Raw genomic sequence first — 13277 nt, 5'->3', positions numbered from 1 at the left:
ACACACGTGGCTTCATCTTCTCCCGTCCGTCACGCCTGGCGGGTCCTCCTCGGCCTGCTCCTCGTGACGGGTGTTCTGTTCGGCATCAACTCGCTGGGCGTGTACGTCATCAAGGACGCCGAAGGCCAGCCGGTCAGTTCCTGGACTCCTGAGCTCGCACTCGACCTGCAGGGCGGCACCCAGATCGTCCTCAGCGCCGAGACCGAGGACGGAGCGGCTCCCACGCAGGAGCAGCTCGACCAGGCCGCGGCGATCATCCGCCAGCGCGTGGATGCGTCGGGTGTGGCCGAGGCCGACATCACGACCGAGGGTGGACAGAACATCGTCGTCCAGATCCCGGGCGAGGCGGATGCGCAGACTCGTGAGCGCATCCAGGCGAGCGCGCAGCTCGAGCTGCGACCCGTGCTGTACACGACGGCCGCGAGCACCGAGTTCGTCGGCGAGGATGGGAACTCCACTCCGTACCCCAGCCCGGACCCGTCGCTGAATGCGACGCCGACCGCCGAGCCGACCGACGCGAGCGACCTGTCATGGGTGACGGACAAGCTGGCAGCGGAGTTCCAGGCCTACGACTGCGAGAACCCGGACAACGACCCCGCCCGTGCCCCGAAGGACGAGCCGGTCGTCGCCTGCTCCCCGGACAAGGCGCAGAAGTTCCTCCTCGGACCGGCCGAGCTCGACGGCACCGCGATCACGGATGCCTCCGCGGGTCGCGATCAGAAGTCCGGCGCGTGGATCGTGCAGCTGACCATGAACGGCGAGGGCGGCGATGCCTTCGGCAAGGTCAGCACGCGTCTCAACCAGAACCGCATCGACGGTCTGTCCCCGCGCGATCAGTTCGCGTTCGTGCTCGACGGCGACGTGATCAGCGCTCCGCGGATGAACGGCGTCATCCTCGACGGCCGTCCCAGCATCTCGGGCAGCTTCACGCAGGAGACGGCGACGACGCTCGCCGACCAGCTGAAGTTCGGTGCCCTGCCGCTCAGCTTCGTCGTGCAGAGCTCCGACACGATCTCGGCGACTCTCGGAACCCAGCAGCTGCAGATCGGTCTGATCGCGGGTCTCATCGGTCTCGCACTCGTCGCGATCTACTCGCTCATCGTGTATCGCGCGCTCGGTTCGGTGATCATCGCCTCGATCGCGGTGATGGCCGTCCTGACCTACATCATCATCTGCATCCTCGCCTGGCGGCTCGGCTTCCGTCTCTCGCTCGCCGGCGTCGCCGGTCTGATCGTCTCGATCGGCTTCACCGCCGACTCGTTCATCGTCTACTTCGAACGAATACGAGATGAGCTGCGCGACGGCAAGTCGATCACCGCCGCGGTCGAAGACGGCTGGGGCCGCGCGAAGCGGACCATCTACATCTCGAAGTCGATCAACATCCTGGCTGCGGTCGTGCTCTACATCCTCGCCGACGCCACGGTGAAGGGCTTCGCCTTCACACTCGGTCTCACCACCCTGATCGACGTGTTCATCTTCGTGATCTTCACGCACCCGGTGATGCAGCTCCTTGCGCGCACCCGATTCTTCGGCGGCGGTCACAAGCTCTCGGGCCTCGACCCCGAGGCGCTCGGTGCGGTGTACCGAAGCCGGTCCCAGTACCGGGAGGTCTCGACGGCATCGGCCGGTCGCGGTGCGAAGAACGCCCGCTCCCGGGGCGAGGCGGATCGCCGCCAGACCATCGCAGAACGAAAGCGCGCCGAGGCACTCGCGGGCGACAGACCCACCAAGCCCGGAAGTGAGGGAGACGCCTGATGCCTTCCATGAATGAGTTCGGAAACAACCTCTATTCCGGCAAGACCTCTTTCCCGTTCGTCGGCAAGCGTCGCCTGTGGTTCATCATCGCCATCGTGCTCGTCGTCGGTTCGGCCCTCGTGCCGCTCATCCGCCCCATCCAGTTCTCCATCGAGTTCACCGGTGGGTCCCAGTTCACGGTGCAGGCGCCCGACACGGTCGATCAGGACACCGCGAAGGAGGCCGTCCAGTCGGTCGTGCCGGGAGCCGCGACCAAGGTCGTCGTCCTGAACGGAAAGGACATCCGCGTCCAGACCGACCAGATGAGCGCCGCCGAGACGCAGGACGTCGCGGAAGCCCTCGCAGACGCCTACGGTGTGGAGCCCGCCAATGTGACGTCGTCGTTCATCGGCCCGGCCTGGGGCGAGAACGTCACGAAGCAGTCGCTGTGGGGTCTCGCGATCTTCCTCGCCCTCACGTTCCTGATCCTCGCGATCTACTTCCGCACGTGGAAGATGTCGGCGGCGGCGATCATCGGCCTGCTCGACGTGCTCGTCATCACGGTCGGCGTCTACGCGCTGGCGGGCTTCGAGATCTCTCCGGCTGCCGTCATCGGCTTCCTGACGATCCTGGCGTACTCGCTGTACGACACCACTGTCGTGTTCGACAAGGTCAGGGAGAACACCACCGAAGACGGGGAGAAGTCTGCCCGACTGTTCGGCGAATCGGTGAACCTCGCCGTTAACCAGACCCTCGTGCGCTCCATCAACACGTCTGTGGTCGCGGCGTTGCCGGTCGGCGCCGTGCTCTTCATCGGCGCCTTCTGGCTCGGTGCGGAATCGCTCACCGACATCTCGCTGTCGATCTTCGTCGGCATCCTCGTCGCGACGTACTCCACGCTGTTCGTGGCCGCACCGCTCTACTCGCTGTTCCGCGAGAACGAGCCCCAGCTCAAGGAGCGCGACGCCCGCATCCGCGAGGCTCGCAGCCGGGCGTCCGTCGAAGCCTGAGGGGTCCGGGCCGAGGGTGCTCCGAGCGGAAGCTCGGCGCCCTCAGCACGCGTAGGATGAAGTGATCGGGAGGTGAGTTGATGGCGGAACCGCAGACGTCATCGCAGGGTTCGAGTCTGCGACGACTGGTTCCCCGCATCTTCTCCCGCGCGTCCCGCATCAACGACCTCGACAACTTGATCCGCACGGTGCGTGCGAATCATCCCAAGGGCGACTTCTCCGTCATCGAACGCGCATACGCGGTCGCGAAGGAGAAGCACGAGGGGCAGAAGCGCCAGAGCGGCGAGCCGTACATCACGCACCCGCTGGCTGTCGCACAGATCCTCGCCGAGCTCGGTCTGGGCCCGCGGGCCATCGCTGCGGCGCTCCTGCACGACACGGTCGAAGACACGGGCTACGCGCTGACCGATCTCACCGCCGAGTTCGGCGACGAGGTCGCGATGCTCGTCGACGGCGTGACCAAGCTCGACAAGGTCAAGTACGGCGAGAGCGCGCAGGCCGAGACGGTCCGCAAGATGATCGTGGCGATGTCGAAGGACATCCGGGTCCTGCTCATCAAGCTGGCCGACCGCCTGCACAATGCGCGCACCTGGGGTTTCGTCCCACCGGAGAAGGCCACGAAGAAGGCCAAGGAGACGCTCGAGATCTACGCCCCGCTGGCGAACCGTCTCGGCATCCAGGCGATCAAGTCCGAGCTCGAAGACCTCTCGTTCGCTGTGCTGCACCCGAAGATCTACAACGAGATCCACAGCCTCATCGCGCAGCGGACCCCGCAGCGCGAGAAGTATCTCGCTCAGGTGGTCGAGGAGATCGACGAGGATCTGCGCGATCTCCGCATCCGCGGCAAAGTCGTCGGGCGCCCGAAGCAGCTCTACTCGGTGTACCAGAAGATGGTCATCCGCGGCCGCGAGTTCGACGACATCTACGATCTGATCGGCATCCGCGTCCTCGTCTCCTCGGTGCGCGACTGCTACGCCGTCCTGGGTGCGATCCACGCTCGCTGGACGCCGCTGCCCGGCCGGTTCAAGGACTACATCGCCACCCCGAAGTTCAACCTCTATCAGTCGCTGCACACCACGGTCATCGGTCCCGCCGGTCGCACGGTCGAGATTCAGATCCGTACGCACGAGATGCATCAGCAGGCCGAGTACGGTGTCGCCGCGCACTGGATGTACAAGGAGCGGATGAACGGCGGTGGCAAGACCGAGGTCCGCGCCTCCGACACGGACATGGCGTGGCTCGCGCACATCTCCGACTGGCAGGCCGAGACCGCTGACCCCGGTGAGTTCCTCGACTCGCTGCGCTTCGAGATCGGTGCGAAGGAGGTCTACGTCTTCACGCCCAAGGGGCGGGTGATCGGCCTGCCGGCCAGCGCGACTCCCGTGGACTTCGCCTACGCGGTGCACACCGAGATCGGCCACCGCACGATGGGTGCCAAGGTCAACGGGCGCCTCGTGCCTCTGGAATCGGAACTCAAGAGCGGTGACGTGGTCGAGGTGTTCACCTCGAAGAACCCGGATGCCGGCCCCAGCCAGGACTGGCTCGGTTTCGTCGCGAGCACCCGGGCGCGGAACAAGATCCGCGGCTGGTTCACCAAGGAGCGCCGCGAAGAGGCCATCGAGCAGGGCAAGGAGGCCATCGCCCGCGCGATGCGCCGTCAGAACCTGCCGCTGCAGAAGCTGATGAGCCAGGACTCGTTCGCCGAGGTCGCGCGCGGGCTGCACTACGAAGACGTCTCGGCGCTCTACGCGGCGGTCGGCGAAGGACACGTGTCGACGCAGTCGGTGCTCGAGAAGGTCACGGCTCTGGTCGCGGCCAACGACCCCAGCACGGGCGCCATCGATCTGCCCGGGAGCGTCCCGACGCGTGAGCCGCGATCCGGCGACTCCGGCGTGCTGGTGCGCGGCGCCAACGACATCCTGGTGAAGCTGGCCAAGTGCTGCACCCCGGTTCCCGGTGACCAGATCGTCGGATTCGTGACGCGCGGTAGTGGCGTCTCGGTGCACCGGGCGGACTGCGTCAACGTCAAGGCGCTCAGCAACGAGCAGGACCGCTTCGTCGAGGTGTCGTGGGCCCCGACGACGAAGAGCGTGTTCCGCGTGCAGATCCAGGTCGAGGCGCTCGACCGCTCGGGCCTTCTCTCCGATGTGACGCGCGTGCTGAGCGAGCACCACGTCAACATCCTCTCGGCGACGGTCACCACCACCGATGAGCGCTTGGCTCTGAGCCGGTTCGTCTTCGAGATGGGCGATGCCGTGCACCTGGACCGTGTACTGAACGCGGTCCGTCGGATCGACGCCGTCTACGACGTCTACCGGGTCACCTCCTCCTGACGGCGAGGCGCTGCAGAGCGGCCGAACCCATGCGGCTGCCCGGCACGCGTCGAAGGTCCTGCAGCGCGTTCATCGCCGCGTCCGGGGTGTCGGGGCAGACGACGGCGAGAAGATCCATCCACGGCAGCACCCGCGGGTCGCGGTGCAGTGTCGTCGCGAGGTCGAGCATCGTCCGGGCCGGGCTCGACACCGCGACGCCGCTGAGCGTGAGGACGTCGGCTGCGGGCAGCAGTGTGTCGTGGAAGACCACGCGCGCGCTGGTGACCGGACGGATCCGACGATCCACGCAGCGCTTGACGTGATGCACGACCGGCGGCGTGTCACCGGCGCCGTGGACCCACGCGGCCGTCTGGTGGCATGCGGCGGTGCCCGGCCGGACGAGCGCGGCGATGGTGCTCGCCCGTACATCCGGCCCCTCGACGAGATCGGCAGGGATGTACGCGTCACCCACGTCGACCACATGGCCGTCGATGCGGGCCGCGCTGAGTTCGGTCTGGCTCAACCGCTCGCCGGGGACATAGAGGAACGCGGGGTGCATCACGCCAGTCTGGCGCAGTGCACCCCGCGTTCGAGACGGTCGCGGAGACCTGTGGAGAAGGTCAGCCGCCCAGAGCACTCAGCCAGGCGCGGCGAGCCTCGAGGGCGTCAGCGGCTTCCTTCGCGGCCTTCTTGTCGCCGGCCTTCTCAGCGGCGGCGACCTCGGCTTCGAGCTTCTCGATGGCCTCCTGCAGCTGCGAGCTCATGTCGTTCGCGCGTGCCTTGGTCTCGGGGTTGTTCTTCTTCCAGTCCACGTCTTCACGGGCCTTCAGCCCCTGCTCGATCGTGCGGAGCTTGTCGTCGAGCGCGCGCTCCTTGTCCCGCGGGAAGATGCGGCCGATCTCATCCCACTGCCGCTGGATGCGGGTGAGCAGCGCGCGAGCACGCTTGATGTTCGACTCGTCGGCGACCGCCTTGGCCTCGTCGAGGAGAGCCTCTCGGGCCTCGATCTTCGGGGCGGATTCCGCTTCTTCCGCGGCGGACTGCTCGGCGCGAGCAGCGTACAGGGCATCGCCCGCCGCCTTGAACCGCGCCCACAGTGCATCGTCTGCCTTGCGCCCGGCGCGCCCGGCCGCCTTCCACTCGTCGAGCAGGGTGCGGTAGGCGGGAATCCCGTCGGTGCCGCGCGGCGCGAGTGCCTCGGCACGCTCGACCAGGCGGGTCTTCACGTCGCGAGCGCTCTTGTGCGCATCGTCGAGCTCGGAGTAGAAGGCGCGACGCTGCTTGTCGACCACGGCGCGCGCATCGCGGAACCGCTTCCAGAGCTGCTGGGAGATGCCCTTGGAGAGGCGGGGACCACTCTGCTGCTGCGCCTGCCACGCGTCGAACAGCTCGCCGAGCTCGGCCGTGACCTGCTTCCACTGCACCTTGCTGAGGTCGCGCGCGGCGATCGCCTCGGCCTTCTCCACGAGCACGGTGCGCTCGGCGATCGCCTTGTCGACGAGTTCCTTGGCCTGCTGCGCCTCCTGCTCGGTGGCTTCGGACAGCGATGAGGTCAGGGCGTTCAGACGGTCTCGCAGACCTGCGAGGTCGCCGACGGCAGCGGCATCCGTCGCTTCGTCGATGAGATGACCGGCCTGCTTCGCGAGGTCGCTCGCCGAGGCGCCGCCTGCCTGGTGACGCTGTTCGAGCGTGTGCACCTTGAAGGCAATGTCGTCGAACTTGCGCACGAAGTAGGCGAGCGCCTCCTCGGGCGTGCCGTCGGGGTACTGGCCGACCACGCGCCAGACCTCGCCTTCGCGTACCTCGACGGTGCCGTCGTCGGAGACGCGGCCCCATTCGGCGGAGGTCGACGACGCGGCCGGAGACGGCGCAGGTGCGGCGGGCACGACGGCTGCCGGCTTGGGTGCCTTCGGCGGCATCGGCACGGCGGGTGGTGCGGGGACGGGGGGAGTCGGCTTCGAGGGCTCGGTGGCAGACACGTGATTCTCCTTGCGCGGTAGGGCCGCGGGAGGCGGAAGGGACGAGGCTCAGCCTAGTACGCCCCGCGGGGCCCTGCCGGACTCGCTCGAAGCGCGATCTCACACGACTGTTACCGAGTTGTGAGAAGAACGTTCGATCCGTGTAACACCGCCCCGGCCTTTCGCGAAACACCGTGTCTCTATCGTCGAGTCCACGGACAGAGGAGGGCTCGTGATCGTTCGGGAGAGCACATCGTCGGATGTCGTGGTGGTGGGGGCGGGAATGGTCGCGCACCGATTCGTCGAGAGCCTGCTCCGCGGCGACGGTTCGGCGCCGACAGTCACGGTCATCGGCGAGGAGGCGCGAGCGCCGTACGACCGCGTCGGTCTGACCTCGTTCTTCACCGGTGCGAGCGCCGACGACCTCGCACTCGATCCGCAGACCCTCCAGGACGACAGGGTGCGCTTCATCGGCGATGATCGCGTCACCGGGATCGATCGGGCTCGTCGCACGGTGCGCACCCGCTCGGGTGCGGTCCACGCCTACGGGACACTCGTCCTCGCGACCGGCTCCTACGCCATGCGGCCGGCCGTCGACGGCGCTGAGCTCCCCGGCTGCTTCGTCTATCGGACGCTCGACGATGTCGCCGCGATCGACGCGTTCGTCCAGCGCCGCGCGGCGTCGCTCGGCCGCCCGTTGCGCGGGACGGTGATCGGCGGCGGACTGTTGGGCCTTGAGGCGGCAGGCGCGTTGCAGGGTCTCGACGTCGAGTGCATGGTGGTGCAGTCGTCGGACCGGCTCATGTCCGCCCAGCTCGACCTCGCGGGTGGCACCATCCTGCGCCGCCTGATCGAGTCGAAGGGCATCGATGTGCGGACGGGAACGCGGACCACACGGATCGACCCGGATGCCTCCGGCTCCGTCGCGGCACTGCAGTTCCAGGACGGCAGTATGCAGGGAACGGACGTCGTCATCTTCACCGTCGGCGTGCGCCCGCAGGACTCACTGGCACGCCTCGCCGATCTCGCCGTGCACCCCAACGGTGGCGTACTGATCGATTCGAGGTGCCGCACCGCCGACGACGACGTCCTCGCGATCGGCGAGGTCGCCAACTTCGAAGGACGCTCCGTCGGACTCGTGGCCCCCGGATACGCCATGGCCGAGGTGGCGGCCACTCGGATTCTCGGCGGCGATGCCACTTTCCCCGGCTACGACGACTCGTCGAAGTTGAAGCTCTCCGGTGTGGATGTGGCGAGCTTCGGCGACGCGTTCGCCTCCACACCGAATGCCCTGGACGTGGTCTACACCGACCCGGTCAACGGGGTCTACAAGAAGCTGGTCCTCTCGGACGACGCAAAGACACTCTTGGGCGGCATCCTCGTCGGCGATGCCTCGGCATACGGAATGCTCCGCCCCCTGGTGGGTGCTGCGCTGGGCGCAGACCCCGCCGCCTACCTGATGCCGGACGGCGGCACCGCGCTTCCCGACAGCGAGCTGCCGGCCGAGGCGGTCGTCTGCTCCTGCTCGAACGTGACGGCCGGACGCATCCGGGAGGCGGTGCACGCCGAGGGGTGCACCGACGCCGCGGCCGTGAAGGCCTGCACCAAGGCGGGCGCCACCTGCGGCTCCTGCCTCTTCGCGGTCAAGAAGATCGTCGGCCAGGAGCTGACCAAGCTCGGTCAGACGACCTCCGACGCCCTGTGCGAGCACTTCTCGATGTCGCGCCGCCAGCTCTTCGACGCGGTGCGCGTGTCGGAAATCACGACCTTCAGCGCGATCATCGCCCGTTTCGGCACCGGGCGCGGCTGCGACATCTGCAAGCCGGCTTTGGCGAGCATTCTGTCCGTCCTCGTCGGTGCGCACGTGCTCGACGGCGAGAACGCGGCTCTGCAGGACACCAACGACCACGTGATGGCCAACATGCAGAAGGACGGCACGTACTCGGTTGTGCCGCGGATGCCCGGTGGCGAGGTCACCCCTGCGGGACTGATCGCGATCGGCAACATCGCCGAGGACTACGGGCTCTACACGAAGATCACCGGCGGGCAGCGGATCGACATGTTCGGCGCCCGCCTGGAGCAGCTGCCGCAGATCTGGCAGCGGCTGGTCGACGCCGGGTTCGAGTCCGGGCAGGCGTACGGCAAGGCGCTGCGCACGGTGAAGTCGTGCGTCGGCTCGACCTGGTGCCGGTACGGGGTGCTGGATGCCGTCGGCATGGCCGTGCGCCTCGAGCTCCGCTATCGGGGTCTTCGGGCGCCGCACAAGCTCAAGGTCGGTGTGTCCGGCTGCGCGCGCGAGTGCGCGGAGGCCCGGTCGAAGGACGTCGGTGTGATCGCCACCGAGTCGGGGTGGAACATGTACGTCGGCGGCAACGGCGGCTTCTCGCCGCGCCACGCGGAGCTCCTCGCCGCCGACCTCGACGACGAGGGCCTCATCCGCGCGATCGACCGCTTCTTCATGTATTACATCCGCACGGCGGATCGCCTCCAGCGCACGGCAGGGTGGTGTGCCGAGCTCGACGGCGGGCTGGACGGCCTCCGTGAGGTGATCTTCGACGACAGCCTCGGCATCTGCGACGACCTCGACGCGGCCATGAGCGTGCACGTCGACCGCTATGAGGACGAGTGGGCGGCGACCCTGCGCGACCCGGTGAAACTGCGGCGCTTCGAGTCCTTCGTGAATGCGACCGACACCCCCGACCCTTCTCTGGCCTACGTTTCCGAGCGCGGTCAGGTGCGGCCGGCGACGACGGAGGAACGTTTCGACGCGAGCGTCATGATCGCCGGCACGACTCTGGAGGTGCGACGATGACGCTCAGCCCCGAGACCGGAACGCGAGTCCGCGTCTGCGCGCTCAGCGACCTCGAGGTGGAGCGAGGCAGGGCGGCGCTGTTCGGCTCGGTCCAGATCGCGCTCTTCGTCCTCGCCGATGGCTCGGTGCATGCGGTGTCCAACCTCGATCCCTACAGCGGCGCCCATGTGATGTCCCGCGGGATCGTGGGCACGCGGGGCGATGTGCCGACGCTGGCTTCACCGATGCACAAGCAGGTCTTCGACCTGCGAACGGGGGAGTGTCTCGACACACAGGGCAAAGCCTCGGCGACGCTGCGGGTCTGGGACGTGACCGTTCGAGACGGTCAGATCGAGCTGAACATCGAGGAGATCCGATGACCGTGATGCTGGGCGTCGACCTCACCGGACGCGACGTGCTGCTGGTGGGTGGTGGCGCGGTCGCGGCGAAGAGGATCCGCCGGTTCCTCGACGAAGGGGCGCGGGTGCGGATCGTCGCCCCCGTCCTGCATCCGGAGACCGCGCGGCTGGTCGAGCTTCACGGTCTCGTCTGGCGCGCCGGTCGCTTCCGAGGAACGGATCTCGCCGGGGCGTGGCTCGTGCACACGGCCACCGGCGACGCCCGCGTCGACCGCGGTGTCGCGGAACGCTGCGAGCGCAAACGGATCCTCTGCATCAATGCCTCCGACGGCGCCCACGGGTCGACCAGGCTCACCGCACAGGCCGAGATCGGTGACGTGACCGTCGCGGTGACCAGTACGGTCGGTGCCGACCCGCGTCGGTCGGTCGCCGTGCGGGATGCGATCGTCGGCCTCGCAGGCGAAGGCCGCATCCCGCTGCGTCGGCGCCGTGCCGGTCGGAGTGGACGCGTCGACCTGGTCGGAGGTGGGCCGGGCCCCGCGGACCTGATGACGGTGCGCGCGCGTCGGCTCATCGCCGAAGCCGACGTGGTCGTGACCGACCGCCTGGGACCCGCGGCGGAGATCGTCCACGGGCTCGACCCCGATGTCGAGGTGATCGACGTCGGGAAGACCCCCGGTCGGCACCCCGTGCCGCAGGACGAGATCAACCGCATCATCGTGGGGCGGGCAGCGGAGGGCCGACGCGTCGTCCGGCTCAAGGGCGGGGATCCGTTCGTCTTCGGACGCGGTGGCGAGGAGATGCGGGCGTGCCTGGCTGCGGGCATCCCGGTCGACATCACTCCGGGGATATCGAGCGCGATCGCTGTTCCGCAAGCGGCAGGCATTCCCGTCACGCATCGAGGCACGGCCGCAGCTTTCCACGTCGTGAACGGGCAGGGCATCATCGGCGAGGGTACGCTCGCGGCGCTGGCCGATGCGACCGTGACCACGGTGGTCCTGATGGGCGTGGCCGCCCTCGAACGTCTGGTCACCGCGGCACTCGCACACGGTGTGCCGGCAGAGAGGCCGATCGCGTTCGTCGAGAGCGGCCACACGGCGCAGCAGCGCACGACGCGGACCACCCTCGGCAGGGCGGTCGCCGATGCCGAGGCCGTGGGCCTCCGCAACCCCGCGGTGATCGTTGTCGGCGAGGTCGCGGGCGCGGGACTGCTCTTCCCCTCGTCGGACACGATCGGGGCTGTCCTGGCGTGACGATCCGCGTTCCACTGACTCCGGTGTTGGCCGGATGCACCATCGTCGTCGCCGCCGACCGACGTTCCGGCGATCTCGTCGCGGCTCTCGAGCGACGCGGCGGCCAGGTGTACCGCGCGCCCGCCCTGAGCATCATCCCCAACGAGGACGATGAGCTCCTCATCGCCCGCACCCGCGATCTCGTCGCTTCCCCTCCTGACATCGTGATCGTGACGACCGGGGTGGGATTCCGCGGATGGATCGATGCCGCGCACGAGAACGACCTGGCCGAGGACCTCTCCGCCGCGCTGGCCGGAGCACAGTTCATCGCACGAGGGCCCAAGGCTCACGGGGCGATCCAGCAGGCGGGCTTCATCGCCGACTGGGTCGCGGAGTCCGAGACCTCCGCGGAAGTGGGGGAGTACCTCGCAGCCGAAGGGGTGGCCGGGCGGCGCATCGCGATTCAGCACCACGGCGCGGGGGCCGACGGACTCGACACCCTCCTGTCGGGGCTGGGAGCGGACGTGGTCAGCATCACCGTGTATCGCTGGGGCCCGCCGCCGGACCCTCAGATCGTGCGCCGCTCCGTCGTGCAGGCGGGAGCTGGTGAAGTGGACGCCGTGCTCTTCACCTCCGCACCCGGTGCCGCCGAGTGGGTGAGGACGGCCGTCCGTGCCGACGCGCTCGAGTCGATCCGTCGCCGGGCCGCGTCCGGGCGCCTGCTGCTGGCCGCCGTCGGGCCGATCACGGCCGCCCCACTCGCGGATGCCGGGCTCACCGCCACCCTGGCCGCACGTGGACGCCTGGGCTCGCTGGTGCGCTGCGTGGTCGACCACTACGCGTCGGGTGCCGCCCCGCGGCTGCACACGGCTCTCGGCGCGATGGAGATGCGCAGCCGCGGTGTGCTGATCGACGGCGCGTTCGTTCCGCTCTCCCGCGCCGGAGCGAGCATCCTGAGCGAGCTCTTCGATGCCGCCGGACGCGTGCTCTCGCGGGAGGAGCTGGGACTCGCGTTGCCCCGAGGAGGCGAGAGCGCCCACGCCGTCGAGATGGCGGTCGCCCGGCTGCGCGAGGCTCTGGGCGGCGCTGCGGCGATCCAGACCATCGTCAAACGCGGTTACCGACTCACCGTGGAGGAACCCCGATGACCACCCTGGTCGCCTGCTCCCACGGCACGGATTCCCCCACAGGACGCCGCACGGTCGAAGACATCGTCGATCTCGTGCGCGCACGTATTCCGGGCACCCGTGTCGTCCAGGCCTTCGTCGACGTGCAGGAACCGGCGGTGCCCGAGGTCGTCGAACAGGAACATCTCGACGATGACGTCGTCGTGGTGCCGCTGCTGCTCTCGGTGGGTTTCCACACCGCGGTCGACATCGCGCGCGCGGTCCGTCCGTATGACGGCGTGCGGCAGGGGGAGCCCTTGGGCACCCATCCGCTCATCGCCGAGGTCCTGCGCGCGCGGCTGCGTACGGCGGTTCACGACCGCTGGCTTCCGGGCGATCACGTCGTGCTCGCGGCGGCGGGCTCCAGCAACCCTGCGGCGGTCGCCGATGTCACCACGGCGGCCGCGCACCTCGCCGACCTGATCCCGGTGCCGGTCACGATCGGTTACGCGTCGGCGATCGAGCCCCGCATCGCGGACGCCGTGAGCTTCGCGCGCGAGCGAGGAGCCTCGCGGGTGATCGCCGCGAGCCATGTCCTCGCGCCGGGGTACTTCGCCGGTCTCGTGGAGAGATCCGGAGCGGACCTGGTCTCGGCACCGCTCGGGGCGGACCCGCGCATCGCCGAGGTCATCGTCGAGCGCTTCCGCTCCGCCTGACCCGGAGCGCACCCGGAGCGCATACGGAGAGGGGGCGGATGCCGACGCATCCGCCCCCT

The 13277-nt window shown here is 68.7% G+C and carries 10 protein-coding genes; 8 read left to right on the top strand and 2 right to left on the bottom strand.

What is annotated here, in order from left to right; genetic code table 11:
* The first annotated feature begins 6 nt into the window (after window positions 1–6).
* The 3 genes from secD (at window position 7) to CQ034_RS03760 (ending at window position 5077) form a co-directional block, all read left to right on the top strand.
* Entirely contained in the window at window positions 7–1755 is a 1749-nt protein-coding gene (secD, locus tag CQ034_RS03770) for a protein translocase subunit SecD (protein ID WP_105709973.1), read from the top strand.
* Entirely contained in the window at window positions 1755–2744 is a 990-nt protein-coding gene (gene secF, locus CQ034_RS03765; RefSeq protein WP_029263321.1) for a protein translocase subunit SecF, read from the top strand. Before secD ends, secF begins: the two co-directional genes overlap by 1 nt.
* Before the next feature lie 80 nt (window positions 2745–2824).
* Window positions 2825–5077, top strand: a complete 2253-nt coding sequence (locus CQ034_RS03760; protein ID WP_029263322.1) for a bifunctional (p)ppGpp synthetase/guanosine-3',5'-bis(diphosphate) 3'-pyrophosphohydrolase — start codon at window positions 2825–2827, stop codon at window positions 5075–5077.
* Here CQ034_RS03760 and CQ034_RS03755 read toward each other — a convergent pair.
* Window positions 5064–5615 (bottom strand): type IV toxin-antitoxin system AbiEi family antitoxin, encoded by a 552-nt coding sequence (locus CQ034_RS03755; protein ID WP_105709972.1) that lies wholly within the window; start codon window positions 5613–5615, stop codon window positions 5064–5066. The two genes, CQ034_RS03760 and CQ034_RS03755, sit on opposite strands and share 14 nt — an antisense overlap.
* A 61-nt stretch (window positions 5616–5676) precedes the next feature.
* The gene (locus tag CQ034_RS03750; RefSeq protein ID WP_181156199.1) at window positions 5677–7035 is read right to left on the bottom strand and encodes a DUF349 domain-containing protein; all 1359 of its coding nucleotides are present in this window, start codon (window positions 7033–7035) and stop codon (window positions 5677–5679) included.
* Window positions 7036–7297: 262 nt separating this feature from the next.
* Here CQ034_RS03750 and nirB point away from each other — a divergent pair, with 262 nt between their 5' ends.
* Genes nirB through CQ034_RS03725 form a run of 5 tightly spaced genes read left to right on the top strand, consistent with a single transcriptional unit; the run spans window position 7298 to window position 13218 of the window.
* Window positions 7298–9826, top strand: coding sequence for a nitrite reductase large subunit NirB (nirB, locus tag CQ034_RS03745; RefSeq protein WP_374956809.1), 2529 nt, complete (start codon window positions 7298–7300; stop codon window positions 9824–9826).
* Window positions 9823–10185, top strand: a complete 363-nt coding sequence (nirD, locus tag CQ034_RS03740) for a nitrite reductase small subunit NirD (RefSeq protein ID WP_105709970.1) — start codon at window positions 9823–9825, stop codon at window positions 10183–10185. Before nirB ends, nirD begins: the two co-directional genes overlap by 4 nt.
* Window positions 10182–11417, top strand: coding sequence for a uroporphyrinogen-III C-methyltransferase (gene cobA, locus CQ034_RS03735; RefSeq protein ID WP_105709969.1), 1236 nt, complete (start codon window positions 10182–10184; stop codon window positions 11415–11417). The genes nirD and cobA overlap by 4 nt, the downstream gene beginning before the upstream one ends.
* Window positions 11414–12544, top strand: a complete 1131-nt coding sequence (locus CQ034_RS03730; RefSeq protein ID WP_105709968.1) for a uroporphyrinogen-III synthase — start codon at window positions 11414–11416, stop codon at window positions 12542–12544. Before cobA ends, CQ034_RS03730 begins: the two co-directional genes overlap by 4 nt.
* Window positions 12541–13218 carry a sirohydrochlorin chelatase gene (locus CQ034_RS03725; RefSeq protein WP_105709967.1) on the top strand — a complete coding sequence of 226 codons (678 nt, stop codon included), beginning with the start codon at window positions 12541–12543 and terminating at the stop codon, window positions 13216–13218. The genes CQ034_RS03730 and CQ034_RS03725 overlap by 4 nt, the downstream gene beginning before the upstream one ends.
* Window positions 13219–13277 lie beyond the last annotated feature (59 nt).

It is taken from the genome of Microbacterium sp. MYb45, assembly GCF_002979655.1.
In the GTDB taxonomy this organism is placed as follows: domain Bacteria; phylum Actinomycetota; class Actinomycetes; order Actinomycetales; family Microbacteriaceae; genus Microbacterium.
Note: the sequence above shows the minus strand (reverse complement) of the source record. Positions and strands in the feature narration are given on the sequence as shown.